The sequence below is a fragment of the Nocardia arthritidis genome, assembly GCF_011801145.1.
GTDB classification, from domain to species: Bacteria; Actinomycetota; Actinomycetes; order Mycobacteriales; family Mycobacteriaceae; genus Nocardia; species Nocardia arthritidis_A.
The window spans coordinates 8,835,099-8,860,544 of the sequence record NZ_CP046172.1 but is presented as its reverse complement, the minus strand read 5'-3'; the positions used below and the strand labels follow the sequence as shown (position 1 = coordinate 8,860,544).

The following is a 25,446-nucleotide window of genomic DNA, read 5'->3' as shown; positions in this document are numbered from 1 at the left end:
GGGCGCGGGCTCGCACTCACCGGGCGGAGGTGTTCCATACGTCGGTGATCGGGGTGGCGCCCGCCGCATTGCCGACCGGTGTCAGGCCGTAGGCGTCTTCGATGGTGCGCAGGACGGAGTAGTGATCGATACGCTCACCGTATTGGCCGGTGTTGACGGTGGCGCCGTAGAAAATGATCGGGATCCGATTGACGTCGGTGCCCTCGTCCTCGTCGAAGGTGATGATCAGCAGGCTGTTGTTGGCCTTGGCCCAGTCGGCGTAGCCGGACAACTTGTCCTTCAACCAGGAATCGCCGGTGGATACCGGGCAGTCGTGAATATCGTTGCACATATTCGGTGTCACGAATGAGACGGTCGGTAATTGGGTGAAATCGGCCGGAAAGGCCGAGTAGGGCTGATTGGATTCCTTGGGCACATTGTCGAAATCGACCCAGCCATTGTGCTTGCGGCGGTATAGTCCGTCGCTTGCGCTGCATCCGGTGTATCCGGCGCTCGGCATATCCTCGGAATAGCCGACGAATCGGTATCCGTGACCGTTCAGCTGGTTGCCCAGATTGTCGACGCCGGTGAAATCGTATGGGCAGCCGTCGTCGGTGACGCCCTGGGTGTCGCCGGAGAACAGCGCGATGTAGTTCGGCTCGCTGGGATGGGTGAGCGCGTGTGCGTCGGTGAACAGCGCACCGTTATCGGCGAGCTGGTTGAAGTACGGTGCGTCCGGGCTGCCGATGATGTTGTCGTAGCCGGTGTTCTCGAACATCACCAGCACAATGTGGTCGAACTTGGGGATGGTCGCGGCGGCGGCCGGTGCGGGCGTGGCCACCGCGGCGGCGGTCAGCGCCGCGGCTCCGGCAACGGCGGAAAACATTCGGTAAATTCCGGGTATCGATATCATGGTAATCCTCGCGAAGTCGGCCGGACCGGATAATTTCGGCCAACATAGGCCCACGATTGACGCGAGTTCAACTGGGGATTCCCCTGTGCGCTTTTCGGTCCCGGATTTCCGAAATAATCGACGACGTTATCCGGCCGCCACGTATGCGCGTGCGGCGTCGATGAATGCGTGGCAGAGTGGATCCGTTTCATCGGCGCGCCAGGCCAGCGCCATACTGCTGGGCGGCAGACCGGTGAGCGCGACATAGGTGACGCCGGGGCGCGGAAAGTAGGTCGCGGCGGTCGCGGTGGTCAGCGTGATGGCGCGACCCGCGGCTACCGCCTGCAGTTCGTCGTCGAGATTGCGGACCTCGATACGACGCGGCGGCGGGGCGTGCACGCGTGCCTCGGCGCCATACCAGAAGTCGGCCCAGGCCCGGTCCGGTGTGATGCGGTAAACGATTGGGTCGCTCAGTAATTCGGTGACGTCGACGGTCGCTCTGGTAGCCAGCGGGTGGTTTGCCGGCAGTCCGGCGATGCGCGGTTCGACACCGAGGGTCAGCAGGCGCAGCCCCTTCGTATCGAAAGGCGGCCGTACGAAGGCCAATCGCACCTCGTTGGCGCGCAGCCCGGCGGTGGGATCCTCCCAGCCGTACCGGACGAGTTCGACCTCGACTCGGGGATGTCCGGCCCGGAAGCGCTCGATGACGGCGGTGGTCGACTCGCGGGCAGCCGCACCGTAGTAGCCGACGCGAAGTACGGTGCCGTTCACCGAATTCCGGCATTCGCGTTCGGCCTCGTCGAGCAGCCGCAGTATTTCCCTGGCCCGGTCGGCGAATTCGGCGCCTGCCTCGGTCGGCTCGACAGAGCGGGTGGTGCGGCGGAAGAGCGCGACGCCGAGATGGCGCTCGATCGATTTGATGCGGGCCGAGAGCGCGGGCTGGGACATGTGCAGCTGCTGTGCGGCGCGGGTGAAATTGAGCGCGTCGGCCACGGTGACCACGTAGCGCAGGTGCCGCAGCTCCAGATTCATAACGCCAGATTACTCAATCCGCGGATTTCGATCTTTCACAGCATCCGGCGCGATCACTAGATTCGATCTGGTGCAAGGAGTTGTTCGTGAAATGGAAGATGTTGTGGCTCAGCCTGTTTCGGTTGCTCCGGTGAAATGGAAGCTGGCGGTGGTCGGCTTCACCGGGCTGTATCCGGTGGTCACCCTCGTCTCGATGCTCGTCGGCATGATCGTTCCGCATTGGATAGTTCCCGCGCGAACCCTGCTGGTGGTGCTGATCGTCGTGCCGATCATGACCTACCTGGTCACACCGGCCGTGCACCGGCGCATCGGAGGCTGGCTGCACCGTCCGGCAGGGGCGAAAGCCGCGCGGCCGGAAGTCAATTCGCCGCGCTGAGCGGGAACAGCCGCTCCTTCGCCGGGATGAGGGTGAAGCGACGGCCGTCGAAATCCCAGAACCGATAGATCGGCCACTGCGCGGTGTGGCCGAGCCAGGCGGCCACGACGAACATTCGGTGATGCGGGCTCACCTGGTAACCCTGGCCGGCGATGGTGCGCAGACCCGACAGCTGGAACTGCCACCAGCGGCGGGGACTGGTCCGGCGGCGGCGCGCGGAGGTCTCGGCGCGCATATCCGTCAACTGTTCTATGTGCAGCCCGCGTTTCGACAGGCACAGCGCCAGGTCCAGATCATCGATGACATCCGGGCGGGTGACGGTCTGCTCGCGGACCTCCAGCCAGGCGGTGCGGCGGATCGCCATATTGGGACCGTGCATATTGCCGACGGGGCCACCCAGCTTGCCGCGCCGATTCTGTAGCCAGAGACCGAATTTCAACAGAAAGCCGATTGGCGAGTCGTAATAGGTGGTGATGCCGGTCAGCGCGGCGGTGTCCGGGTGCGCGGTCAGATGTCGCACGACGACCTCGCCCCAGTCGGGCGCGACGTGTGTATCGGCATCGGTCCGGCCGATGAAATCGCCGCTCGCGTGGTCGAATCCGGTGTTGCGGGCCCGCGCGACACCGCGCCTCGGCTCCGCCACCAGCACCACCCGCGGGTGGGTCAGCGCGTACTCGCGCACGATTCGCGGTGTCGCGTCGGTGCTGCCGTTGTCGACGACGACGATCTCGTCGATGGTGTCCTGCGCGGTGAGCCGGTCCAGGGTCGCGGCGATGCAGTTCTCCTCGTTCAGCACCGGAATGACAACGGATAGCAGCATTTTCGTCGAAGCTCCTCGCGCAGGCCCGCCATCGCGACGGGGTCCGCGAAAGGCTATGGGCGGGCCCGGTTCACCAGGCAGCCGGAAGATGCCGTGGCACTGGGAAAAGTGTCCCCAGCGTTCGGGGGATCCGATCGAATATGTTGTGGCCGAATGTGTTTCGCGCCTCGATAGCTGACTGTACGCACCAGCTGTCGGGTGCGGCACACCCTCATACGGCCGGCGATCGATCTGCGCCGACGGCGACCGATGGACGAAGATGAGGCGACAGCGTTGTTTCGGCTTTCGAAAGGAGTGATCGGTGGCGATGGAGATCCGCCGGGTGACGGTGCTGGGGACCGGGGTGCTCGGCTCACAAATCGCGTACCAGACGGCGTTTCACGGCTTCGAGGTGACCGCATACGACATCGATGACGCCGTGCTCGCGGCCGGGCGGAGCCGGTTCGACGCGCTCGCGGCGGCATATCGCGCGGAGGTTCCCGGCGGCGGCGATGGGAAGGCCGAGCAGACCGCGGCGGACATCGTGCTGGTCGCCGATCTCGGCGCGGCGGTGCGCGATGCCGATCTCGTCATCGAGGCGGTGCCCGAGGTACTGGAGATAAAACAGGAAATATATGCGAAGCTGAGCGAACTGGCGCCGGAGCGAACCATTTTCGCAACGAATTCGTCGACGCTGCTGCCGAGCGCGATCAAGGACGCCACCGGGCGACCGGACCGGTTCCTCGCGCTGCATTTCGCGAATCAGGTGTGGAAACGCAATACCGCCGAGATCATGGGCTCGCCCGATACCGATCCGGAGGTGTTCCGTACGGTGTCCGAATTCGCCCAGGCGATTGGAATGGTGCCGATCGAGCTGCACAAGGAAAAGGCGGGTTACGTACTGAATTCGCTGCTGGTCCCGCTGCTGCGCGCCGCGATGGAACTCAGCGCGGACGGCTACGCCGAACCGGCGACCGTGGACGAGACCTGGCGGATCGCGACCGGCGCCCCCGTCGGACCCTTCCAGATACTCGATGTCATCGGGCTCACCACCCCGTACAACATCATGGTGCACGGCGATGAACAGGGGCGGCGGTTCGCGGCGTGGTTGAAGGAGAACTACATCGATAAGGGCAAATTGGGCATAGCCACCGGTGAGGGGTTCTACCGGTATTCGGAAGACTGATCAGCGAATCATCCGCTCGCGCATTTCCGCCGCGCCGATACCCGCCGTCGATTCGATGATTCGAATGGCGGCCCTGGTGAGCGGCACCAGGCCCGCGAAATCGATCTTGTCGAGGCGATCCATCCGATCGAACAGATAGGCCGGGGTGGTGATGAAGTTGACCACCGGCACACCCGCGTCGTGGTAGTGCCCGGCATCGGTGGGCGGATGCGCGCCGACGGCGTCGGGCGCCAGAATCATCGAGCGGCGCAGATCGTTCGCGACGATGGCGTCCGATACCGCCCGTTCCAGCACCGGGATTCGGCTGGTGCAGAACCAGCGCGGTTCCGGCAGGCCGGTCGGCAGGTAATCGCCGTCGGCGGTCTGCCGGTATTCCAGCGCCGCATGTTCGAGATGCAGCTCGAGCACGGTGGCATCGAGTTCGGCGCGATGTGCCGCGACATAGGCGCGCGGTCCCGCGAGACCGGCCATATGGCCGCCGTGCAGCACGAAAATCAGCCGGTGCGGCCGCTTTTCGGCCGGACGGCGCGCCCAGTAGGCCGCCTGAGCGAGTACCAGCGCGACACCGCTCGCGTCCTCGACCGCCGACTCCCACGGGCCGTCGTGATGCGAGCCGATGATCACCCGCTCGGCGTCGGCGCCGGGCAGTTCGCCAACGACATTGCTCGATTGCCTTGTCCCCGTGTTGGATTCGATCTCGAGCCGGACGTGGACCGACCCGACTCCGAGTTGCGCACGCAGCCATGCCGCGTCGGACGCGCGCACCCAAACCCCCGGAATCGGGCGAGCTTTGGCGTCGTAGGGCACGTAGTACTCGTACGAGTCGCCGATATAGCCGGTGAGGCCGCCGATGAAGGCGACGGCGCCCGCGGCCGCCGCCGGTTCCATGACGTCGTGCCATGCCGGGCTGAACGGGAGGAGCTGGGTGGTACCGGCGAGCGTGTCGTCCGGGTCGTATACCCGGCCCGCCGGATCGGCGGGCGCGCTGCCGGCGGTCACCAGCAGATCCGCGGGCGCGGACAGCATTTCGATCTCGCAGAGCGCGACTTTGCCTGCGGTGGAATGTGGTTGCTCGGCGTCGAAGGCGGCGAGCTCGGCCTCGATGCCGGGTGTCGGCGCGGAGAAGGGCAGCGGGAAGCAGGGGAGATCGCGCGGCTCGCCGCCGGCCGGAGTCGCCCGCAGCGACCAGTCGACCGGCTCCCAGTGCGGGACCGAAATCGGTTCGAGGCGCACGTCTTCCAGTCCGAAGGTGCGCAGGTGGTCGGCGATCGCCGCGGCCGCCGCGTCGTCGGCGGGGTAGCCGGGTCTGCGGATACCGAGCTCGACGAGCTGTTCGATCCAGGAGGCGATGGTCTGCTCGGTCGGTACACCGTCGGTCCGGTCGTTCGGCATCGGCCTCTCCTGTTCGGCAGGTGCGACTCGGGATCAACCGTAGCGGACGAGCGGATAGTTCGCGGTCTGCCAGGGGTTTCGGCAGGCGGTGTATGGCGGGGGATGTGGGGTAATCGCGCCGCGGGGAGCCGTTATCCACCAGGAGGTCAGTATGGGAACTCTGTCACGGGCGATGGCCGTCGGACTGTGTGCCGCAGCGGTCGGCGTCGGCGCCGCCGGTGCGGCGAATGCCGGTCCGGCCGCCGGTCCGACTGTGTCGCAACAGGATCAGAACTTTCTGAGTGCCGCGCATCAGACGAATATGGCCGAAATCGCGCTGAGCGCGCGGGCCGCCGCGATGTCGTCCTGCCCGGCGATCCGGGATCTGGCGCCCATGTTGGTCCGCGATCACACTCGGCTGGACGGCATGGTCACGACGGTGGCCGCACGGTACGGCGTCATGCTGCCGATGATGCCCGATTCCGATCAGATGCGGACGCTGATGGTCACGGTGCCGAAGATGGGCCGCGATTTCGACATCAACTGGTTGCGGGCTCAGGAGTCCGGCCACCTGGCCGCGCTGAGCGCCGGTAACCAGGAGGTCGCCACCGGGCAGTCGGCGGATGTGCGGATCCTGGCCGAGCAGGCGGGGCCGATCGTACAGGGGCACCTGGATGCCGTGCGTGCCGCGCTTGGTACCTGTTGAGCCGAAAGGGGTTTCGTCGTTATTGCACGGTGGAGACCAAAGCGAGCCGACGGACCGGTTCGGGCGCCGTCGGCCCGCGCCGGGCTCCTGCGTGAGACGGGTTACCCGCGTCACCATGGCGGTCGAGAGGCTTTGCGCTGTGCCAGAATCGGCCCATGGGCGACAATTCATCGGATGTATTGGTAACCGGTGCGACGGGTGGGATCGGCCTGGCCATCACACATCGGCTCGCCACGGCCGGTTACCGGGTGATCGGCGTCGGGCGGAGTGCGCCGGGGCCGGATTTCCCGGGTGAATTCGTGCGCTGCGACCTCGCGGATACCGACGATACCGCGCGGGCGTTGCGGACGATCGCCGAGCGGTATTCGGTGAGCCGGGTGGTGAACAATGCGGGTATCGCCGAGCCGCAGCCGATCGATGAGCTCGACCTGGCGACCATGCGACTGGTGTGGGAGGTCACCGTGCGCGCGTCGGCGCAGATCGTGCAGGCGCTCGTACCCGGCATGCGCACAAGGCATTTCGGCCGGATCGTGAATATCGTCTCGCGCGCGGTTTACGGCGCGCGAGAGCGCACCTCGTACTCCGCGGCCAAGAGCGCACTGGTCGGCTGCACCCGAACCTGGGCGCTCGAACTGGCCGCGGACGGCATCACCTCGAATGCGGTCGCGCCGGGACCGATCGGCACCGAACTGTTCTACCGGGCGCGCCCGCGGGGCAGTGCCGGCGAGGCGGCCGCGCTCGCGTCCATCCCGATGGGCCGCCTCGGCACACCCGACGATGTCGCCGCCGCCACCGCGTTCCTGCTCTCGGACGACGCCGGATACATCACCGGCCAGGTGCTGGACGTCGACGGCGGCGGCAGCCTCGGCGGGCGCTGATCAGTTCAGCGCGCACCCGTCGGGTCCGCAGGCGTCGCCCTCGGCGAGCAGTTGGACCGCGGGTTCGCGTTCGGACCAGGCCTGTTCGAGCGCCTGGGTGAAGACGGCCGACGGCTGGGCGCCGGAGACACCGTATTTATTGTCGAAGACGAAGAACGGGACACCGGTGGCGCCGAGCTCGGCCGCCTCGCGCTCGTCGGTGCGGACCGCGTCGGCGTATGCGGCCGGATCGGCCAGCACCGCGCGGACCTCGGTCTCGTCGAAGCCCGCGGCCACCGCGACGCCGACCAAACGCTCCGTATCACCGAAAAGGTGTTCCGTTTCAGCGAAATTCGCGCGATACAGGGCGTCGAGCAGCGCCTCCTGCCTGCCCTGTTCCCGCGCGAAATGCAGCAGGCGGTGCATATCGAAGGAGTTGCCGTAGTCGCGGCCATCGGTCAGATACGGCAGGCCGAGCTGTGCGGCCTGCGCGCCGATGCCGCGCTCGTTGGCCGCGGCGTGCGCCTCGCTGATCCCGTATTTGCGGGCGATCTTCGCGATGACCGGCCCGGTCTCGTCCGCGGGCAATCCGGGATCCAGCTCGAACGAGCGGTGCACCACCTCGACGGCCGCACGGTCCGGGAAGTCGGCGAGCGCCTCCTCGAATCGCCGTTTGCCCAGGTAGCAGAACGGGCAGTTGATATCGGTCCAGATCTCGACCCGCACGGTCGTCCCTCGCTTTCGTCAATGCTCCGGCTATAAGCAACACCCCGGCTAACTCTGTTGTTCCCGGTCGCTCGGGCGGTCGCGGGCGCGCCGGACCGTGCTGCGGCCCGCGGACGAGGACTGCGGGCCCGGCCGTCGGGTGGCGACCGGGCCCGGTGCTCACGGCCGGAGCGTGCGCAGTGCGTCGCCGAGCGCGGCTATCGCGGATTCCAGCTGGAGGTCCGAAAGATACGGTGCGGGACCGAATCTCAGATAATCACCGCGGCTGTCGGTGGATACGCCGCGCTTGGCGAGCGCATTGCGCAGCTCGGCGGCGCGGGGCGTGCGCAGCGCGAGAAAGCCGCCGAACGCGGTGCGGGGCGCGCGGCGATCCCGGTCGATCAGGTCCGGCGGCGCATCGAGACCGTCGAAGCGCTGCGCCAGTAATTCGTTCTGGTGCAACGAGATTCGGCGCAGCAGGGCCGGGTCCAGTCCGTGTTCGGCGAAGAAGTCGAATACCTGGGTGGCCCGGTAGTGGCTGGTCGGATCGTAGGTCGCGCCCGCGAAGCGGTTTCCGCCCGGCGCGTAGTTCACCAGATCGTCGTCGCGTCCGGCGGACAGTTCGCCGTATTCCGCGTACCAGCCGGTGATCACCGGCCGGTAATCCCGCGCGTGCGGTGGCACGCGCAGGAAGCAGTTGCCCTCGCCGAGCTGCAGGTACTTGTAGCCGCCGCCCACCAGCCAGGCCTCGGTCAAACCCAGTTCGGGCACGGAGAAGGGTACGACGCCGAGCGCGTGATACGCGTCGACCAGCGCCTCGACGCCGAGGTGCGCGCAGCGCTCGGCCAGCTCGCCGAGTTGCGGGACTATGCGCGAGGTTTCGAACAGCACCGCCGAGACGAGTACGGCCGCCGTTCGGTCGTCGATCGCCGCGGCCAACCGTTCGGCCAGCGTCTCGACCGGATCGGTTGGCAGCCGGACGATTTCGATGCCCGCCTCCGCGAGCCGTGCCAATTGCCGTCGAATGCTGTGGAATTCACCGGCGGTGGTGACCAGGCGTGGTCGCGCGCGCAAGTCGAGGCTGGACAGGAACCGTACGACGAGCTCGTGGGTATTCGCGCTCAGTGCGAGTTCCGCCGCGGGATCGCCGAATATCCGCCGGAATCCGTCCTTCACCGCGTCGGCCTTGCGAAATGCGCGGTCCCACTTGGCATCCACCGCATCGGCGGCATCGGTGAACGCCTCGATCTGCCCGCGCAGCGCCACATCGGGCCACGCCTGATGGGAATGTCCGGTGAGCAGCGCCCGTTCGTCCACTCGGAAGCGAGAATAGTGCGGGGCCAACGCGTTCGGGGTGCCGCGTAGGTCTTCGAGCGTGATCACAGGCGGCTCCGAACCGCCCAGAGGTCGGCGAATACCGGCCGGAAAAGTGTGCCGCGCAGGTAATCCGCGCCGGAGGAGCCGCCGGTGCCCGGCTTGTCGCCGATGGTGCGCCGCACCATCATCACGTGCCGGTAGCGCCACTCCTGCAGCCCCTCGTCCACGTCGACGAGCCGCTCGGCCACCTGGGCCGGGCCGCCGTCGTCGGCGTAGACGCGCAGCAGAATCTCTTGCAATTCCGGTGCGGGCGTTGCGGATTCGCGAACATCGCGCTCGAGCCACCCGGCCGGGACCGGATAGCCTTGCTTAGCCAGATAGTGCAGGAACGAGTCGTACAGCGACGGCCGCGCCATCGCCGCCTCGATCCGCGCCCGGCCCGTGCTGTCCGCCGGATAGTGCGCGAACGCCGCGGTATCCCGGCGGCCGAGCACCGCCTCCAGCTCACGGAACTGCGCCGACTGGAATCCGCTCGATGCGGCGAGCCGGGCGCGGAAACCGGCGAACTGCCGGGGTGTCATCGTCTCCAGCACGTCGATCTGCGCGACGACCACCTTGAGGATGGTCAGGATCCGCTTCAGCGTGTGCAGCGCGTGCGGCGTGTCGCCCGCCGCCAGCTTCTGCTGCAGCAGGCCCAGTTCGTGCAGCAGCTGTTTGAACCACAACTCGTACACCTGGTGGATGACGATGAACAGCAGCTCGTCGTGCTCGTCCGAGCGCGGGTGCTGGGCGTTCAGGAGTTCGTCCAGCGCAAGATACGAACCGTAGGTCAACGCCGGTGTCGCGGTGGTTGTCGAATCAGCATTTTGTGCCATTGGACGATCATGCTGGAAATTCCGGCTCGGCGCGGCGGATCAGTAGCTGGTGCCCATGGCCGCGCGCACCTCGTCGAGGGTCCGCTCGGCGATCGCGTTGGCCCGCCCGTTCCCGGCGCGCAGGATGTCGCGCACCAGATCCGGCTGCCGCGCCAGGTCCGCGCGGCGGCGGCGATGGGCGGCGAAGTAGTCGTTCACCAATTCGGTTGTTCGCTGTTTGAGCGCGCCCGCGCCGCGGTCGCCGATCTGGTCGGCGAGCGTGTGCTCATCGATGCCGACGCACAGTGCGGCGGTGCTCAGCAGCGCCGAAATGCCCGGGCGCCCTTGGGGATCGAAGGTGATGCGGCGTTCCGAGTCGGTCGGGGCGCGCCGGATGACGGCCGCGGTCTCGTCGGCTGTCATGCCGAGCGTGATCGCGTTCCCGTAGCTCTTGGACATCTTCCTGCCGTCCAGGCCCGGCACCTCCGGTGCGCTGGTGAGCAGCGCATCGGGCTCCGGAAATACCTTGCCGTAGCGATCGTTGAATCGGCGGGCCAGCACCCTGGTCAGCTCGACGTGCGGCAGGTTGTCCTTGCCGACCGGCACCAGATTCCCCTTGCAGAAAAGGATGTCGGCGGCCTGATGCACCGGATAGGTCAGCAGCAGCGCGCTCAATGCCCGCCCCGATGCGCTGTGTTCGGCCTTGACGGTGGGGTTGCGATGGAGTTCGGCCTCGGTGACCAGGCTGAGGAACGGCAGAATCAGCTGGTTCAGCGCGGGGACCGCGGAGTGGGTGAAGATCGTCGCGGTTTCCGGATCTATGCCCGCGGCAAGGTAGTCCATAACCGCGCCGTAGACGTTGTCGCGGACCTGCCCGATTCCGTCGCGGTCGGTGATGACCTGGTAGTCGGCCAGGATGATGAAGGTGTCGACGCCGCGCCCGTGCAGCCGTACCCGTTCGGCGATGGTGCCGAAGTAGTGGCCGAGATGCAGTGGGCCGGTCGGGCGTTCACCGGTGAGGATGCGGTAGCGGTCCGGGTGGGCGGCGACATCGGCGGCCAGCTGGTCGCTGCGGGCTCTGGTAGCGGTGAAGGAATTCATGGTACAGCTCCTGAAAATTGGAGGGCTGTACGAAAGCTCTTTCCGCGCAACGGACTTCACGGGCTGTGTACAGCCCGTGGACATGGTTCTACGCGGGCCGTCGGGACGGCCGCCACCACATCTGACGGAAAGAGATCACGCCATCAGGATAGCAGCGGGTCGGCAGACCCCATCAGACCGTGGCGGCAACCTGTCGGCGGGTCCGAACTCCGAACGGTCCATCGGCGGAAAAGGCTGTCCTGGCGAAGTTTTCGGCGATGCGGCGGTGGCCCGCGGTGTCGGGATGCAGTGCGTCGGGCAGCGGCAGTTCGGCGAAATCGGCCGCGCCGTAGAGTTCGCGGCCGTCGAGGTAGTACAGGTCCGGATCGTCGATCGCCCGGAGAGCGATGATGGCGGCCAGTTCCTCGCGAATGATGTTGAGCGTCAAACGCCCCGGGTCGGGCTCGGCCGGTGGGTCGGGGGCGCGGAAGCGCAGCCGCCCGCCGCTGAGGTCCGGTGTGATCGGGCCGGGAGCGTCCTCCTGGATCGGACACAGGATCGGCGAGACCACCAGCAGCGGCGTGCCGGGATGGCCATCGCGGATGGTGTCGAGGAACCCGTGCACCGCGGGTCCGAAGCCGCGCAACCGCATCAGATCGGTATTCGCCAGGTTGATGCCGATCTTGACGCTGATGAGGTCGGCGGGCGTATCCCGGATGGTCCGCGCGACGAACGGGTCGAGCAGTGCGTTGCCGCGCAGGCTCAGATTGACCAGTTCCACCTGGCCGAGCGTGGCGGCCAGGGCGGGCCAGGTGCCGGTCGGATAGTCGGCGTTGGCGCCGTGGCTGATCGAACTGCCGTGGTGCAGCCACACCTTGCGATCTCCGACATCGATCGGTTCGATCGGTGCGTCCGTGCGCAGCGCGATCAACTCGACGGTTTCGGTATGCGGCAACCAGATCTCGACCTCCTTCGCCACGGCGGGCAGCCCGGCGAACCGGACGGTGCCCATCGGTCCGGGTTCGGTGGTCCCCGCCCCGGTGCGGGTGTCGATGATCAGCAGATTTCCCGCGCCGGTTTCGTCCTGTCCGGCGGGGCTGCCGTTCAGCCGCAGGTCGTAGCCGCTGTTGAGCGGGGCCGGGGCGCCGAGCCAGGTGACCCGCGTCGTCAGCACATCCAATTCGATCGCGGTGGCGCGGGTGCGGAAGGCCAGCCGGACACCCGTCGGCTGCGTCTCGACCATGGAAAGGGAACTGTTCGGGAATTGGCGGCGTGCCCGCGCGGGCAACCGGTGCGGCAAGACGCCGCGTGCGGTGCGCTCCAATTCGAGAACCCCACGCAGGATTGTGGATTCGATGGGAGTGCTGATCCAGTCGGTCATGCTCGCTCCTTCCGCGCGAGCGCGCGGTCATGCTTCGGCCGCGTGTCAATCGGGTTGATGGGCCGGTTGTTTCGATGAGAAGCCGCATCGTTTCGCCAGGCCGGGGCGGATGCGGCGAGTCATTCGAAGGGGTGCTACCTGTTGCGTACCCGGTGTCGCAGAGCGGCAAGCCTTTACGCGTACGATCCGCGTCGGGTTTCCCGGCTGATGACGAATTCGGTTGTCGAAGAACGGAAACCGGAGAAATCGCACCCCAGCCAGTTGGGTAGGCGACCGTCGCGAGTCGCGTGCCGAGCCATTCATGATCGAAGCCGAGGCCGTGCGGCGGCATGTGAGTCTGGAAACACTTGACTGTTCCGCGACTGCTGGTCCCGCGCGCTGACGGCCGGTATCCGCTGCTCGAAGCCCTGTCGACCGCATAGCCGATGCGGTTGCCTTGTGTTCGCTGTCACCCGATTGTCGACGTGCTGCGCGCGCATAACACGGCATAGGCTGCTGCCTGACAGGAACGATGTCGTTCGAATCGGAGGATGGGCAGATGCGGGTTTCCCGTGGTTGGCGGAGTCTTGTCGCGATGGGGGCGATATCGGCGTGTGCCGCGCTCACGGTGCAGGCCGGTCAGGCCGCGGCGGAAACTCCGGGGATGCTGACCTCCGTTGTTCGGCAGCCCGACAGCTTCCACGGCATCCCCGGCGGTTCGGTGATCAGCTACTGGATGGCCGGTTCCGACGGCAGCCCGCGCCCGGCCAGCGGCGCGATGTTCGTGCCGCGCGGTACGCCGCCGCCGGGTGGCTGGCCGATCGTCGCCTTCACCCACGGCACCACCGGCCTCGGCGCGGGCTGCGGCGGTAAATCGGATCCGAGCACCGGGCCGCAGACCGTCTTCATCGGCGAGGAGGATGCGATGATGCGTCACCTCGTCGACCGCGGCTTCGCGGTGGTGGCGCCCGACTACCTCGGGCTCGGCCTGTTCGACACCGGCCCGCACCCGTACCTGGAGCGGCAGACCGAGGCGACGGCGACCATCGATCTGGTGCGCGCCGCGCGCTCGGCCCGCCCGGACCTGTCGCGCACCTGGGCCGTGATGGGGCCGTCTCAGGGTGGTCAGGCCGCGCTCGGCACCGGATATCTCCAGCAGACCTACGCGCCCGACCTCGATTTCCGCGGCACCATCGCGATCGACCCGGAATCCGATGTGGAAAAGGGGCTTCCCGTTGCGGGACCGGGCCTTCCGGCGCTGCCGGGCCTGGACGGCACCACCGGTTTCATCGCCGACATCCTGGCCGGGCTGCGCACCGCCCGGCCGGACGCCGGCGTCGACGACTACCTGAGCCCGCTCGGCCGGACCGTACTCGACGAGATCGCCACCATGTGCCAGCCCGCCATCGACGCACGGGTGAATGGTCTCGGCATCGGCGACCTGCTCTCGAAACCGTTATCGGACAAGCGGATTCGCGACGTGTACACCGAGTACCTGACGGTGCCGACGCGCGGCTACAACGCGCCGATCCTGTTGCTGCTCAACGCCACCGACACCATGGTCCCGTCCCCGCTGCATGCCGCGCTCGCGGCCCAGTTCGCCGCCAACGGCGTCGATTTCCGGACGGTCACCGGCACCGGCAGGCACACCCAGCTGAACCCGGCGATGTGGGCGGCTATCGACGACTTCCTGGCGCGGATGCGTTAGACCCGGCGCAGCCGCGTCAGCCAGGCCGCGACATCGATCGTGCCCTCGCCCAGCTCGATGCCGTCGAACCGGCCCTCCTGCGCCGTCGTGATCGGCCTGCCTCGGTAGCTGGACGGTTGGAGATCCTCCAATTCCCAACCAGTGCCGAAGGATTCGCGGATCAGCGCGTCGCTGATCCGCGGGCCGAAACCGGATTCGGTGTCGGAGAGCGCGAGGATGTGCAGCAGGCCGCCGGGTTTGAGGATCGAATGCAGGCTGTTCACATATTCCGCGCGGGCCTCGGGTTCGGTGCCGAAGACATGGAACAGCGCGCTGTCCACAATGGTGTCGAAGGCCGGTGCGGAGCCGGCCGGAGCGCCCGCCCAGTCCGTCCGTTCGCCGAAGCGCAGCGCGTCGGCGATCTCGAATCGCGCGACAACCCCGTGGTCCGCCGCGTTGCGGCGGGCGTACTCGACCGCGCTCGGGGCCAGATCGACGCCGAGTACGTCATAGCCGAGCTCGGTCAGCAGGATGGTGTGCTCACCGGTGCCGCATCCTGGATCGAGGACGCGGCCGCTGATCAGCCCCGTCTTTTCCAGTGCGACGATCGCCGGTTGCGGCGCGCCGATCACCCACGGCGCGGTGTCGTTGTCATAGGCGGTGTTCCACATTTCGGCAGGACGTGTCATGACTCCAGGATTCATCCCCAACCGCACTCGAGGTCAAGGAACTACGGCGCGTCGAGGTCGACCAGGCAGCGGGCCGGGTCGGCCGGGTCGTAGCGGACCAGGACGCGGCGGTACGACCTCAGGTGGGTGGTCGGATCGTCGCGCAGGTGCGCGCTGGTCGCGGTGTGGGTGCGGCCGGAGGCCGGATCGGTCCACAGCGCGTCGACGACGAAGATGCTGGGCCGGTTGGTCTCGGGATCGTGGAAGATGATCCGGACCCGGGTGTGCTCCGACGGCACCCAGACCGAGCGGCCGTGCCTGCCCAGCCAGGCGCGCAATTCCAGCCTGCGCCTACCGGTGTGGTACCCGTACACGCTGGCGGCGAGGATCAGCCCACCGGACCCGGCCACCAGCAGCGGTGCGGAATTGGACGAATAGTTGTGCGCCGGAAGAGTATTAGCCGCCCAGATGGCTCCGGCCAGCAGGATCGCGCACCCGAGCAGGCCGCCGAGCAGCGAGCCGTGTGTCGGGTGGAATGCCCTGGGCTTCTTGTCGATAACCACGTATCCCTCGAGTCACGTTGCCGTTCTTCGTAGTTCGACGCCGATGGGGTGTCGGAGGGGGAGTCCCACGTGGTTATCGCGCGGTGCCTGCGAAACGTTCAACGCCCTTTCGGCACTGGGCGATCGGGCGGCACTGGGCGGTCGGGCAGGTGCAGCAGGATGAGGCCGACGGCGGCGATGAGGAAATTCTGCAGCGCGGCCGAGGAGGCGTTCACCTCCTTGTTGGCCCACATGCGGAACCATTCGCCCGCGATGGTGAGGAAACCGCCGGCGAACAGCAGGATCACCATCGTCCACCCGAGGCTCGACAGCTTCTCGGCGATATCCTGATCGGCGCGCAGCCGGGCCGGACGCCCCGATAGCGCGCGCAGCCACGCGACCGCCGCCGCGAGCAGCACGAACGCGATGAGGAATTCCCAGATCACGATGAGGATGTAGGCGATGAGCGCGATATTGCCGCTGGTGATGGCCCGCCAGTCGGTGCCGGAATTGTGGATGGTCGAGCGCATGGCGAGCACCGCGGCGACGCCGCGCCGATTGGTATCGGTATCAACACAATTGGTGAAGGCGACGAACAGGTAGTAGAAGCCGGTGATGGCGGCGAGCACCGCGACGGCCATCCGCCTACTACCGACGATATCGAGAAAACGCCTGACGTTGAGACCCATCTGTCTCCGATCCCGCAGCGGTACACCTGGATTCGTCCGGACCGCGAAAATGGTACCTCGGATCGGATTATGACGAAGGCCACTGCGGTCCGCGGAGCGGGCGGCCCATACGATCGACCCGTTCGTCGCAGCCGTTCCGAGAGGTACGCACCGATGCCGACCACATTCGCCGAATTCGCCACCGCGCGACCACGAATCGTGCTGCTGGTGGCGCTGCTGCTGGCGCTGATCGGCGGTGGTTTCGGGGCCACCGTGCCCGGGCACCTGTCCAGCGGCGGTTATCTGGCCGCCGATCTGGAATCGGTGCGGGCCAACCGCTTCATCCAGGACCATTTCCCCGGCGGCAACCCGAACTACGTCGTGCTGATCACCGCGGCCGACGGTGTGGAAAGCCCGGCGGCGCGCGCGGTGGCCGAGCAGGTGGCGCAACGGATGCGCAGCGATCCGAATGTCACCGGCGTGCAATCATTTTGGTCGACCCGGCCGGATCTGGCGCTCGGCCTGCGCAGCCGGGACGGCCGCGGTGCGCTGATCGTCGCCAAGATCGCGGGCGACGACAGCCAGGTGCAGCGGCGCACGGCGGCGCTGGCCGCGGATATCGAGCGGGACCGCGACGGTGTCGCGGTGCGGGGCGGTGGGCTTGCCGGGGTGGTCACCGATGTGAACGCGCACGTCCAACGGGATCTGATCGTCGCGGAGGCGATCGCGCTTCCGGTGTCGGCGATCCTGTTGACGCTGGTGTTCGGCAGCGTGATCGCCGCGCTGCTGCCGGTGGCGATCGGTTTGTTCGCGACGGCGGCGACGCTCGGCATTCTGCGCGCGCTCACCGCGATGACCGACGTTTCGGTCTTCGCGCTGAATATGACCACCGCGCTCGGGCTCGCCCTCGCCATCGATTACAGCCTGTTCATCGTCAGCCGCTATCGCGAGGAGTTGGCGGCGGCCCGCGATACCAGGGCCGCAGTGATCCGCGCGGTGCAGACCGCGGGGCGGACGGTGGTCTATTCGGGACTCGCCGTCGCACTGGCCATGGTGGCGCTGCTGGTGTTTCCGCAGGTGTTCTTCCGGTCGTTCGCCTACGCGGGGGTGCCCGTCGTGGCCGCCGCGGTCGGCGCGTCGGTCCTGATCCTGCCCGCCGCGCTGCTGTTGCTCGGCGACCGGGTGAATGCGCTGGATCTGCGAAAACCATTGCGGCGGTGGTTACGTCGCGGGCCCGCGGTCGCGGTGCCGCCGGAGCGCAGCTGGTGGTACCGGCTGGTCGTCGCGGTGATGAAGCGGCCGCTGCGCGTCGCGGTCGCCGGGGTCGCGGTGCTGCTGTTGCTCGGATCTCCTTTCCTGTCGGCCCAATTCGCCGCACCGGACGATCGAGTCCTGCCGACGTCGGCGTCGAGCCGGATCGTCAGCGACGCGCTGCGCCGGGATTTCGACGCGGATATGGCGGCCGGGTTGGTGGCGGCACTGCCGGGATTCGATGGCCCCTCGGCCGAAATCGGTTCGTATGCGGCGGAATTGTCGCGGGTCGACGGCGTGCGCGGGGTGCTGTCCAGTGGGGGCGTCTATGCCGGTGGGTTGCGCGTGGCCGCCGATGTTCCCGAAATGGCAAGTGCCGCAGGGACGTATCTGTCCATCGTGACGCGGGCTGAGCCGTCGGCGCCGGAGGGTGAGACACAACTGGCCGCGCTGCGTGCGGTGCACCCGCCGAGCGCGGTGGAGTTCAGCGGTGCTGCGGCCATCAACGCGGATTCCATCGCGAGTATCGCGGCGCGGCTGCCGCTGGCCATCGCGCTGATCGCCGTCGTCATGCTCGCGGTGCTGTTCCTGTTCACCGGAAGCGTGCTGCTGCCGCTGAAGGCATTGCTGCTCAACACGTTATCGCTCACCGCGACCTTCGGCGCGATGGTGTGGGTCTTCCAGGACGGGCATCTGTCCGGGCTGCTCGGCTTCACCCCGACCGGCACCACCAACCTTTATATGCCGATCCTCATGTTCTGCTTGGCATTCGGCATGTCGATGGATTACGAGGTATTCCTGCTGTCCAGGATCCGGGAGGAATGGCTCGCCTCCGACCGTGCGGCACAGGCGAATACGCACGCGGTGGCCATGGGCACCGCACGGACCGGCCCGATCTTCACCGCCGCCGCAGGCCTGATGGCGGTGGTGCTGCTTGCCGTCGCCACCTCCGAGGTCGCGATCATGAAACTCTTCGGCATCGGCCTCGCGCTGGCCGTGATCGCCGACGCGACCATCATCCGCCTGCTGTTGGTTCCCGCGCTGATGCGCCTGTTCAGCACCTGGAACTGGTGGTCACCGAAACCCCTTGCGGCACTGCATGCCCGGTTCGGTCTGGCCGAGGCCGAACCGGTCGATCCCGAGGTTCAGGTGCGGGCCTGAGCCAAGTTCTCGAGGGCCGCGGCCACCGCGTGCATGGCGAGGCCCTGGCCCCAGAGTTGCGGGCGGTCGTCGCGAATTACGCTGTAGCCGAACGGGATCAGTTGCAGGACGGTGCCGGCGCTCACTCGGGTGAGTGCGCCCTCGGCATCGACGTAGGCCAGTGCGCCGCGTATTGCCCGCCAGCCCGCCGTCGTGAAAGTCGGTGTGTGCTCGGGGATCAGGGGGGCGGCGCGCAGCATGGCGGCGCCGATGCCCGCGGCGGCCGAGGTCTCCAGTATCCCGGCATTCTCCGGTTGATCGTCAACCAGCACGCTCCACACGCCATGTGCCGGTTGCCGTTGCGCCAGCGCGATCAGCTGACGGGTCAGTGCGGCGGTGATCCGGTGGACCTGGGTGGCGTCGACGGTGGCCGTCGCGGCGAGCTCCAGGAATTCGACCGCGCTGAGCGCGCACCAGGCATTGCCGCGGCCCCAGAAATTCCACAGCGTTTCGCCCCGGTGCGATCCGTGCGCGAACAGCCCGAGCTCGGGGTGTTGCAGGATCTCGGCGTGGGCGAGCAGCTGATCGCCGAATGCGGCCAGCAGCTCCGGGTCGCGCCGGTACGCGCCGAGATGGCCGAGGAACACGCCCGCCATGAACGTGGTGTCCGCCCAGACGCCGCCGGGCCAATGCTCCAGCGCGCCGTTGAAAGATCTTGTGCAGGAGCCTGTTTCGTTGAACCACTCGCCGAGCCGGATGGCCGGATCCGCGAACTCCGGATATTCGGCGGCGGCCAGCACCGCGGCGGTGCCCGGCGCGAGGTTGTTGACGTGGCCGATGTCGATGCCCCGTTCGCGGTGGTGTCGCAGCCAGTCCACCACCTCGACGGGAACCGGAAGACGCCGCGCCCGCGCGAGCCGCAGCATGCCGAGCAGGCAGACCCCCTCGCCCCAGAACCAGGACGGCAGGCCCATCCGCCAAGTTCGGGCGACGAGCAGATCGCCGATCTCGGCGAGTCGCGCCGCCGAGAGATCGGTCAAAGGCGGCAGCGGGGGATGGGCCTGCCGGGATGAGGTCAGATCCGCGCCGGAGTCCGAATTATTGCCTGGGCCGTGATGTGGGCGTTCAGTCCGCATCGCCCGCCCCCGGCACGCCGCTGGGCGGTTCCACCCGGCGACCCTCGCTCAGGTCGAGCACCAGCCGGTGCCCGCCCCATTCGGCCTCCAGCCGGTCCGCACCGAACGGAAGGTGCAGCGCCGGATTGTCGAGATGCGGTGGTTCGGCGAAATCCGCCGCGCCGTCCACCGTGAACGCGCCCGGCCAGGAGAGGGCGAGCGCGCGGCCGTCGCGGGTGGTCACCGCTATCGAATCGGAGGCGAAATCCGGTGTGGTGAGCGCGGATACGAAGTCCGAGAACGAGCCGTCGGTCGCGGCCCTGCCGACGGTCGCGACGTAACCGAGCCCGCTGCCGCGCGGCAGCCAGGCCTGTCGTGCCTCGTCGCCACGGCTGACCGGTCGGAAACCGCCCTCGGTGGCCACCGCGACGTATCCGTTGCCCGCTCGCCCGGAGAGCCAAGGGCCGTGCTGGATCCATTCATCGAAATGGGGTGTGGGGAACCAGAGGTGGGTGGTGCCGAGGAGATCCGGTTCCGGAATGCGATGCAGTACCAGCACGGTGTCGAGGTGCTGGTGGGCGCGCGGGAGCACCCGCTGTCCGGCCCAGGCATTGGGCCGGGCCGACGATGATGTGCTCGCCGTCGCGGGATGCGTTGCGAAGACCTGGATTTCGGGTCCGAGGGTGGCGCCCCAGATATGCTCCTGCAATCCCGGCAAGCCGGGCCGATAGTCCTGCACGCTGGAAAGCATGGCGTCGGGGGTGCGCCACACCCGCAGATCGGAGCCGTACGGTCGCTCGAGGAGATCGTGGTGCCAGCGATAATCGCCGCGATACACCTGCCGCCCGTCCCATTCGCCGGGTAGTTCGGTGGCCACCGCGCGCACGAGATCCGGTGTGCGGTAACACCTTGCGGTGGCCAGCGCGGTCGCGGGCAGTACCGCGGTATTGAGCGAACCCGCGCCCCACAGCGTCCACATGATCGGCGCGGTCTCCTCGAAGCGGGACGATCGCAGGGTCGGCACATAGGACCTGCCGTGCGCCGCACCGTGCACCCCGCGCCACGAATTGCCGGCCAACGTCAGCAATGCCTTGTCCAACAAGGCCTCCGCCAAACGGCGCAACGGCGGCTCCGTGCCGAATTCGATCCAGGACACCAGCGCCAGGGCGTCGATCGCGAGATAGGCGTTGGAGTCGAATTCGCTGAATCCGCCGGACAGCTTGCGTCGCATCCACTCCGCGGCGAGTTCGCGTCCGTGCGCGGCGTGCCGTCGGCCCGGCCAGCCGGTATTTCCGAACACCTCGTCCGGAAACAGGTCGCCGACAAGGGTTTCCGCGGTATGCCAGACGAACTGGTGGTTCTCGGTGAAGTAGCACATGGCGTCCAGGCCGGGCTGGTCGATCCAGTATTTGAAGCCGACCAGCGCTCGGCGCACCCGATCGCGCTGGGTGGGAGCCCATACCGCGTCATCGAGCCGCCGCCACAGATGTACGAGCCCGACCGCTTCGAAATCGGCGCAGTCGGACCGCGATTCGATCATGGCCAGGGCGGGATCCAAATCTTCGTCGCGCAGCTTCGCGCCTGGCTCGAGCGCATGCCGGGCCAGTGCGCGCGCAACGCCGGGCACACCATCCGCGACGTGCCGCAGCAGTTCGGACCGCCAAATCGCCGGATCGTCGGCGGAGCCCGTGCGATGGACACCCGGTACGCGCGCCGCGCGCAACCGCCGCAGCACCGGGGCGGCGGAATCGTCGACCCGTACCGTCAGCGTGGTCTCGCCGGTGGCGAGCATCGAAGCGGTCGAATCATCCACCGCCGCACCGGATAACGTCAGGCTTGCGGTGCCGTCGACGAGCGTCACCGCCGTCGGCGGATTTCCGTCCGACTCGACGAGATAGCGCGCACCGGCCGGACCGGTGAGCGTCACGGTGCCGTCGATACTGGCCCACGGCGCGCAGCCGAGTGCGTCGAGTATGGATTCCGCTGCCGCCGAACGGAATTCATCGGCACCCCGGGCCGGTATGACCACCCGGACCGGCAGCCCGATCACCCGCAGGCTCGCGATATGCCTGCATTCGCGGAAGGCCAGCTGCCAGGTGAGCAGGTGCACGGCGGTGCGCCCGGAACGCAGCCGCACCCGCAATTGCTCGCGACGCGGCTCCATATAGGTGAAATTCCGGGTGAACAGCCGTAATTCACCGTCGAGGTAGACCGCGACCGGCCCGGTGCACGCCACCTCGAGCGTCCGCTCCTCCGCCTGATCCACCTCCAGGACGGTGGCGGCGATGGCCGCGCGGTATTCGGGCGTGAAACAGAACTCGCTCCAGTCGAGCAGCCCGTCCGCGCCGATATGCGCTCGCTCCCAGGCCGTTTCGTGGGTGTCATGCTCCGTCGGGCGCCAGCTGAATGCCGCGCCCTCGGACACCGTCGGTGGATCCGCCGCGATATCGATCGGAAGCCGGTCGTACAGCAGCTCTTTCAGCGGTGCGACATCGGGCCCATTGGTCAGCACCCAGCGGCCGTCCGTGCCCCACGGGCTGCCGTCCGCGGCGAGTGCCTCGTCCAGATCCCGGCACGGCGCCGACCAGACGGGTGCGATCAACCAGTCCCGGACGTAACCATTGCGATCGAGCGCGTGCACGGTGCGCTCCCGTGCGGCGTGCGCCGGAACGTATCTGCTCATCGAATCGCTCCTCGGACCAGTCCCGCGATGATCTGCCGCTGCAGGATCAGGAAGATCACCACGGTCGGCACGATCGAGACGACCGAGACCGCGAGGATCTGATTGAACGGAATAGCCTGTTGGCCACTGAATCTCGCGATCGCCACCGGCAGCGTCTGCTTGCTCTCGTCCTGCGCGACGATCAGCGGCCACAGGAAGTCGTTCCAGCGCCAGATGACCGAGAAGATCGCGAGCACCGCGATCGCGGGCCTGCACAGCGGCAGCACGATGCGCCGGAAGATGGCGAATTCGCCCGCGCCGTCGATCCGGGCCGCCTCGATGGTCTCGTCGGGCAGCGTGAGCATGTATTGGCGCAGCAGAAAGACGCCGGTCGGCGTCGCCGCGGGCGGAATGATCAGCCCCAGCAGCGAATTGGTCATGCCGAAGGCGGAAACCACCTGATAGACCGGCAGCAGGATCACCTGCAGCGGAATCATGATGGTGGACAGCGTGATCAGGAACAGCAGGTCACGGCCGCGAAAGTTGTACTTGGCCAAGGCGAATGCGGCCATCGAATTGATCAGCAGGGTCAGCAGCGTTGCGGCCACCGTCACGATGACGCTGTTGACCAGGTAATGCGGAAAATCGAAGGCCGCCAACCCGGTTCGGTAGTTGTCGAGGGTGGCGTGATGCGGATAGAGCGTCGGCGGCTGCGCGGCCAGCTCGGCCTGACTCTTGAACGACGAGAGCCCGGCCCAGATGAGCGGCGCGACCAGGATGATCGCGCCCGCGATGAGCACCGTCGCGCGCAGCACCGAGCCGGCCCGCGGTGTGCGCCCGGTGGTGGAGGTCCAGGTGGCGGCCGGACGTGTGCGCTCGGGTTCGACGGTCTGGATCACAGTGCCTCCCTGCGCCGCCCGACGACGTAGTTGAGAAAAGTCACGGCGAATACGACGAGGAACAGGATCACCGCCGCGGCGCTCGCCAAGCCGTAGCTGACCGGTGCGTGGAAGGCGTTGACGTAAACGTATTGCACGAGAAGGGTTGTCGCGCCGACCGGGCCGCCGCCGGTGAGCGTGTAGATGAAGTCGAAGGCCTGGAATCCGGCGATGGTGGCCAGCATGATCACCACCAGCGTCGTCGGTCGCACCAGCGGCAGGGTGATCAGCCGGATACGCTGCCAGGTGCCGGCGCCGTCGATGGTGGCCGCCTCGTATACCGATTCGTCGATGGCCTGCAGGCCCGCCAGCATGATCATGGCGTAGAAACCCAGGTGGATCCAGGTGCCGACGAGTATCACCGACACCAGCGCCAGGTGCGGATCGACCAGCCACGCGGGATGGCCGAGGCCGAGCGCGGCGAGCGCCGAATTCACCAGCCCGGTCTGTCGATTCAGCGCCGCATTCCAGATCAGGCCGACCACCACCGGCGAGACGACCATGGGCAGGAAATAGGCTGCGCTCAGTGCGCCCCGCCCGCGCCGCTGGCCGTGCAACAGGAGTGCGAGCGCGGTCGCCAGCACGGTGCTGAGCGCGACGAATCCGATGACGAACAGGGCGGTCTGCCGTGCGACATCCCAGAATTCCGAGCTGCCCAGAATCTGGCGGTAGTTGTCGGTGCCGACGGCACGGAAGGTCAGACCGTTATTGCTGTCGTAGAAGCTGAGATTGAAGCCGTTGATCGCCGGATAGATGGTGAACAGCCCGAACAGCACCATATTCGGCAGGATGAACAGGTACGGCGCGACCTTGCGCCGGTTGATCCGGAAACCGGCCGTCATTTGGTCGCTTTCACGATTTTGTCCACTTGATCACGCAGGTTGTGTACGCAATCGGTGACGCTCTCCTGACCCGCGACGTACTTGTCGAATTCCTTCACCAGCGCGTTCGCCGCACCGGTGAATGCCGGACTCGCCGCGGTCTTGAAATCGACCGAGGGCGTACTCGCGATCTGCCCGATGAACACATTCATATCGGCTGCGCGCGAGGGGTATTCGACGTGGGCGGAGACCAGGTCCTTCCTGGTGGGCAGCCAGAACGCGACCTTATCTATCTCGCGTTGGTTCTCCGTGCGGTTCATCCACTGCGCGAAGGCGACGCCGAGCGTCGGCTCCTTGCTGCGCCGGAACGCCACCATCTGTTTCATACCGGGGAAGCCGCCGCATTCGGCCGCGCACGGATTCGGCACTGCGGCCCATTTGAACGGCGCGGATTTCGCGAACGCGCCGACCTGCCACGGACCGGACAGATATACCGGAGCCTGCTGCGCCATGAAGGGGTCGTTGCCGCCGCGATAATTGGTGCCCGCGCCCAGCCAGAATTCCTTGGACATCTTGCCCGATTGCAGCAGATCGTTGACCGCGCTCAACGCCTGTTCGGTCTTGGCCTGGTCGAGTGCGACCTGACCGTCCGCGCCGATCAGCGTGGTGCCGAACTGGCTGAGCACGGTGCTCAACCGGTTACCGGAGACGTCCATCGTGATGGCCGAGGACATTTGGGTTTCCTGGGCCACCTTGGCCGCCGTGTCGACGAATTGCTGCCAGGTCCATTTGGTGTTGGCGTCGGGCACCGGGACGCCGGCCTTCTGGAATGCGTCGACATTGACGAACGGGCCGTTGATCGTCTGATCGCTCGGCACCGCGAACATGTGCCCGTCCTTGTCGACGGAGGTGGCTACGGCGCCGTCGGTGAATTCGTTCGGATACGCCTTGCCGAAATAGTTGGTGAAATCCAGTAATTCGCTGCCCCAGAGATGCCAGTCCTGTACCCGGGCCACCTCCGGCGCGGTGCCCGAGGTGATGCGCGCGGTGAGCGCGGTGTTCAGCTGGGCGAACGGGATGACCTGTAGGTCGACGGTGGCGCCGGTCTCCTGCTCGAAGCGGGCGACCGCGGCCTTGGTGGCGTCCAGGTCGGGCCCGTCGGTGAAGTACAGGTAGGTCATGTGTTTGCCCTTGAAGCTGGAAAAGTCCACCGTGACAGGGCCATTCGAGGTGTTGTTCGATTCCTGCGTGCCCGGCGCGCATGCGGTGGCCGTGGCCAGCGCCAGCACCCCCGCGACCAACGCGCCGACCGACCGTGACTTGATTCGCATGCGAACCGCTCCTTGCTGTGCGACATTCACGCCTTGTCGCGTTCTGCTCGATACCGCATACTTCACCCGCGTCCTATGTGAGGGAAAGCACTTCCCGTCAGACGGGAAA

The 25,446-nt window shown here is 67.1% G+C and carries 23 protein-coding genes; 6 read left to right on the top strand and 17 right to left on the bottom strand.

What is annotated here, in order from left to right:
• Window positions 1-16 precede the first annotated feature (16 nt).
• Window positions 17-865 carry an alkaline phosphatase family protein gene (locus tag F5544_RS40205; protein ID WP_275106996.1) on the bottom strand — a complete coding sequence of 283 codons (849 nt, stop codon included), beginning with the start codon at window positions 863-865 and terminating at the stop codon, window positions 17-19.
• 153 nt (window positions 866-1,018) lie between these two features.
• Entirely contained in the window at window positions 1,019-1,903 is an 885-nt protein-coding gene (locus F5544_RS40200) for a LysR family transcriptional regulator (protein ID WP_167477984.1), read from the bottom strand.
• Between the two features lie 91 nt (window positions 1,904-1,994).
• Between F5544_RS40200 and F5544_RS40195 the strand changes: the two genes are divergently transcribed.
• The gene (locus F5544_RS40195; RefSeq protein WP_167477983.1) at window positions 1,995-2,279 is read left to right on the top strand and encodes a hypothetical protein; all 285 of its coding nucleotides are present in this window, start codon (window positions 1,995-1,997) and stop codon (window positions 2,277-2,279) included.
• On the opposite strand, the gene F5544_RS40190 is transcribed toward F5544_RS40195, so the two are convergent.
• Window positions 2,263-3,099 (bottom strand): glycosyltransferase family 2 protein, encoded by an 837-nt coding sequence (locus F5544_RS40190; protein WP_167477982.1) that lies wholly within the window; start codon window positions 3,097-3,099, stop codon window positions 2,263-2,265. The genes F5544_RS40195 and F5544_RS40190 overlap by 17 nt on opposite strands.
• Window positions 3,100-3,406: 307 nt before the next feature.
• Between F5544_RS40190 and F5544_RS40185 the strand changes: the two genes are divergently transcribed.
• Complete coding sequence (locus F5544_RS40185) at window positions 3,407-4,264, top strand: 3-hydroxyacyl-CoA dehydrogenase (protein WP_167479824.1); 858 nt, start codon at window positions 3,407-3,409, stop codon at window positions 4,262-4,264.
• Here the strand turns inward: F5544_RS40185 and F5544_RS40180 are convergent, their stop codons facing one another.
• Complete coding sequence (locus F5544_RS40180; protein ID WP_167477981.1) at window positions 4,265-5,656, bottom strand: M28 family metallopeptidase; 1,392 nt, start codon at window positions 5,654-5,656, stop codon at window positions 4,265-4,267.
• A gap of 151 nt (window positions 5,657-5,807) precedes the next feature.
• On the opposite strand from F5544_RS40180, the gene F5544_RS40175 reads away from it, so the two are divergent.
• A complete protein-coding gene (locus F5544_RS40175) occupies window positions 5,808-6,341 on the top strand; it encodes a DUF4142 domain-containing protein (protein ID WP_167477980.1) in 534 nt (177 codons plus the stop codon).
• A 155-nt stretch (window positions 6,342-6,496) separates the two neighbouring features.
• Window positions 6,497-7,219: an SDR family oxidoreductase gene (locus F5544_RS40170; protein WP_167477979.1), complete on the top strand. Its 723-nt coding sequence runs from the start codon at window positions 6,497-6,499 to the stop codon at window positions 7,217-7,219.
• On the opposite strand, the gene F5544_RS40165 is transcribed toward F5544_RS40170, so the two are convergent.
• The 5 genes from F5544_RS40165 to F5544_RS40145 all read right to left on the bottom strand — a co-directional run bounded on the left by F5544_RS40165 (window position 7,220) and on the right by F5544_RS40145 (window position 12,535).
• Window positions 7,220-7,924, bottom strand: a complete 705-nt coding sequence (locus F5544_RS40165; protein ID WP_167477978.1) for a DsbA family oxidoreductase — start codon at window positions 7,922-7,924, stop codon at window positions 7,220-7,222.
• A 159-nt stretch (window positions 7,925-8,083) separates the two neighbouring features.
• Entirely contained in the window at window positions 8,084-9,286 is a 1,203-nt protein-coding gene (locus F5544_RS40160; RefSeq protein ID WP_167477977.1) for a kynureninase, read from the bottom strand.
• On the bottom strand, window positions 9,283-10,095 hold the full coding sequence (locus F5544_RS40155) for a tryptophan 2,3-dioxygenase (RefSeq protein WP_167477976.1): 813 nt from the start codon (window positions 10,093-10,095) through the stop codon (window positions 9,283-9,285). Before F5544_RS40155 ends, F5544_RS40160 begins: the two co-directional genes overlap by 4 nt.
• A gap of 39 nt (window positions 10,096-10,134) precedes the next feature.
• Window positions 10,135-11,175, bottom strand: coding sequence for a tryptophan--tRNA ligase (gene trpS / locus F5544_RS40150; RefSeq protein WP_167477975.1), 1,041 nt, complete (start codon window positions 11,173-11,175; stop codon window positions 10,135-10,137).
• 172 nt (window positions 11,176-11,347) lie between these two features.
• A complete protein-coding gene (locus F5544_RS40145; RefSeq protein WP_167477974.1) occupies window positions 11,348-12,535 on the bottom strand; it encodes a GDSL-type esterase/lipase family protein in 1,188 nt (395 codons plus the stop codon).
• Between the two features lie 538 nt (window positions 12,536-13,073).
• Here F5544_RS40145 and F5544_RS40140 point away from each other — a divergent pair.
• Window positions 13,074-14,222 (top strand): lipase family protein, encoded by a 1,149-nt coding sequence (locus F5544_RS40140; RefSeq protein ID WP_167477973.1) that lies wholly within the window; start codon window positions 13,074-13,076, stop codon window positions 14,220-14,222.
• Here F5544_RS40140 and F5544_RS40135 read toward each other — a convergent pair.
• The 3 genes from F5544_RS40135 to F5544_RS40125 all read right to left on the bottom strand — a co-directional run bounded on the left by F5544_RS40135 (window position 14,219) and on the right by F5544_RS40125 (window position 16,100).
• A complete protein-coding gene (locus F5544_RS40135; RefSeq protein ID WP_167477972.1) occupies window positions 14,219-14,890 on the bottom strand; it encodes a class I SAM-dependent methyltransferase in 672 nt (223 codons plus the stop codon). The two genes, F5544_RS40140 and F5544_RS40135, sit on opposite strands and share 4 nt — an antisense overlap.
• A 41-nt stretch (window positions 14,891-14,931) precedes the next feature.
• Window positions 14,932-15,432: a hypothetical protein gene (locus tag F5544_RS40130; RefSeq protein ID WP_167477971.1), complete on the bottom strand. Its 501-nt coding sequence runs from the start codon at window positions 15,430-15,432 to the stop codon at window positions 14,932-14,934.
• Between the two features lie 98 nt (window positions 15,433-15,530).
• Window positions 15,531-16,100, bottom strand: a complete 570-nt coding sequence (locus F5544_RS40125) for a DUF2165 domain-containing protein (protein ID WP_167477970.1) — start codon at window positions 16,098-16,100, stop codon at window positions 15,531-15,533.
• Between the two features lie 153 nt (window positions 16,101-16,253).
• Here F5544_RS40125 and F5544_RS40120 point away from each other — a divergent pair, with 153 nt between their 5' ends.
• Window positions 16,254-18,491 (top strand): MMPL family transporter, encoded by a 2,238-nt coding sequence (locus F5544_RS40120; protein ID WP_167477969.1) that lies wholly within the window; start codon window positions 16,254-16,256, stop codon window positions 18,489-18,491.
• On the opposite strand, the gene F5544_RS40115 is transcribed toward F5544_RS40120, so the two are convergent.
• The 5 genes from F5544_RS40115 to F5544_RS40095 are packed head-to-tail and all read right to left on the bottom strand — an operon-like array spanning window position 18,476 to window position 25,337.
• Window positions 18,476-19,606, bottom strand: a complete 1,131-nt coding sequence (locus F5544_RS40115; RefSeq protein ID WP_167477968.1) for a glycoside hydrolase family 88 protein — start codon at window positions 19,604-19,606, stop codon at window positions 18,476-18,478. The genes F5544_RS40120 and F5544_RS40115 overlap by 16 nt on opposite strands.
• Window positions 19,596-22,268, bottom strand: a complete 2,673-nt coding sequence (locus tag F5544_RS40110; protein WP_167477967.1) for a hypothetical protein — start codon at window positions 22,266-22,268, stop codon at window positions 19,596-19,598. Before F5544_RS40110 ends, F5544_RS40115 begins: the two co-directional genes overlap by 11 nt.
• The gene (locus F5544_RS40105) at window positions 22,265-23,146 is read right to left on the bottom strand and encodes a carbohydrate ABC transporter permease (protein WP_203217456.1); all 882 of its coding nucleotides are present in this window, start codon (window positions 23,144-23,146) and stop codon (window positions 22,265-22,267) included. Before F5544_RS40105 ends, F5544_RS40110 begins: the two co-directional genes overlap by 4 nt.
• The gene (locus tag F5544_RS40100) at window positions 23,143-24,027 is read right to left on the bottom strand and encodes a carbohydrate ABC transporter permease (RefSeq protein WP_167477966.1); all 885 of its coding nucleotides are present in this window, start codon (window positions 24,025-24,027) and stop codon (window positions 23,143-23,145) included. Before F5544_RS40100 ends, F5544_RS40105 begins: the two co-directional genes overlap by 4 nt.
• Entirely contained in the window at window positions 24,024-25,337 is a 1,314-nt protein-coding gene (locus F5544_RS40095; protein ID WP_167477965.1) for an ABC transporter substrate-binding protein, read from the bottom strand. Before F5544_RS40095 ends, F5544_RS40100 begins: the two co-directional genes overlap by 4 nt.
• Between the last annotated feature and the right edge of the window lie 109 nt (window positions 25,338-25,446).

What these genes read in the sequence shown, in the direction of transcription:
- F5544_RS40205 (WP_275106996.1), bottom strand. Translation starts at nt 865, where the DNA reads ATGTTTTCCGCCGTTGCCGGAGCCGCGGCGCTGACCGCCGCCGCGGTG.
- F5544_RS40200 (WP_167477984.1), bottom strand. Translation starts at nt 1,903, where the DNA reads ATGAATCTGGAGCTGCGGCACCTGCGCTACGTGGTCACCGTGGCCGAC.
- F5544_RS40195 (WP_167477983.1), top strand. Translation starts at nt 1,995, where the DNA reads ATGGAAGATGTTGTGGCTCAGCCTGTTTCGGTTGCTCCGGTGAAATGG.
- F5544_RS40190 (WP_167477982.1), bottom strand. Translation starts at nt 3,099, where the DNA reads ATGCTGCTATCCGTTGTCATTCCGGTGCTGAACGAGGAGAACTGCATC.
- F5544_RS40185 (WP_167479824.1), top strand. Translation starts at nt 3,407, where the DNA reads ATGGAGATCCGCCGGGTGACGGTGCTGGGGACCGGGGTGCTCGGCTCA.
- F5544_RS40180 (WP_167477981.1), bottom strand. Translation starts at nt 5,656, where the DNA reads ATGCCGAACGACCGGACCGACGGTGTACCGACCGAGCAGACCATCGCC.
- F5544_RS40175 (WP_167477980.1), top strand. Translation starts at nt 5,808, where the DNA reads ATGGGAACTCTGTCACGGGCGATGGCCGTCGGACTGTGTGCCGCAGCG.
- F5544_RS40170 (WP_167477979.1), top strand. Translation starts at nt 6,497, where the DNA reads ATGGGCGACAATTCATCGGATGTATTGGTAACCGGTGCGACGGGTGGG.
- F5544_RS40155 (WP_167477976.1), bottom strand. Translation starts at nt 10,095, where the DNA reads ATGGCACAAAATGCTGATTCGACAACCACCGCGACACCGGCGTTGACC.
- trpS (WP_167477975.1), bottom strand. Translation starts at nt 11,175, where the DNA reads ATGAATTCCTTCACCGCTACCAGAGCCCGCAGCGACCAGCTGGCCGCC.
- F5544_RS40145 (WP_167477974.1), bottom strand. Translation starts at nt 12,535, where the DNA reads ATGACCGACTGGATCAGCACTCCCATCGAATCCACAATCCTGCGTGGG.
- F5544_RS40140 (WP_167477973.1), top strand. Translation starts at nt 13,074, where the DNA reads ATGCGGGTTTCCCGTGGTTGGCGGAGTCTTGTCGCGATGGGGGCGATA.
- F5544_RS40135 (WP_167477972.1), bottom strand. Translation starts at nt 14,890, where the DNA reads ATGACACGTCCTGCCGAAATGTGGAACACCGCCTATGACAACGACACC.
- F5544_RS40125 (WP_167477970.1), bottom strand. Translation starts at nt 16,100, where the DNA reads ATGGGTCTCAACGTCAGGCGTTTTCTCGATATCGTCGGTAGTAGGCGG.
- F5544_RS40120 (WP_167477969.1), top strand. Translation starts at nt 16,254, where the DNA reads ATGCCGACCACATTCGCCGAATTCGCCACCGCGCGACCACGAATCGTG.
- F5544_RS40115 (WP_167477968.1), bottom strand. Translation starts at nt 19,606, where the DNA reads ATGCGGACTGAACGCCCACATCACGGCCCAGGCAATAATTCGGACTCC.
- F5544_RS40110 (WP_167477967.1), bottom strand. Translation starts at nt 22,268, where the DNA reads ATGAGCAGATACGTTCCGGCGCACGCCGCACGGGAGCGCACCGTGCAC.
- F5544_RS40100 (WP_167477966.1), bottom strand. Translation starts at nt 24,027, where the DNA reads ATGACGGCCGGTTTCCGGATCAACCGGCGCAAGGTCGCGCCGTACCTG.
- F5544_RS40095 (WP_167477965.1), bottom strand. Translation starts at nt 25,337, where the DNA reads ATGCGAATCAAGTCACGGTCGGTCGGCGCGTTGGTCGCGGGGGTGCTG.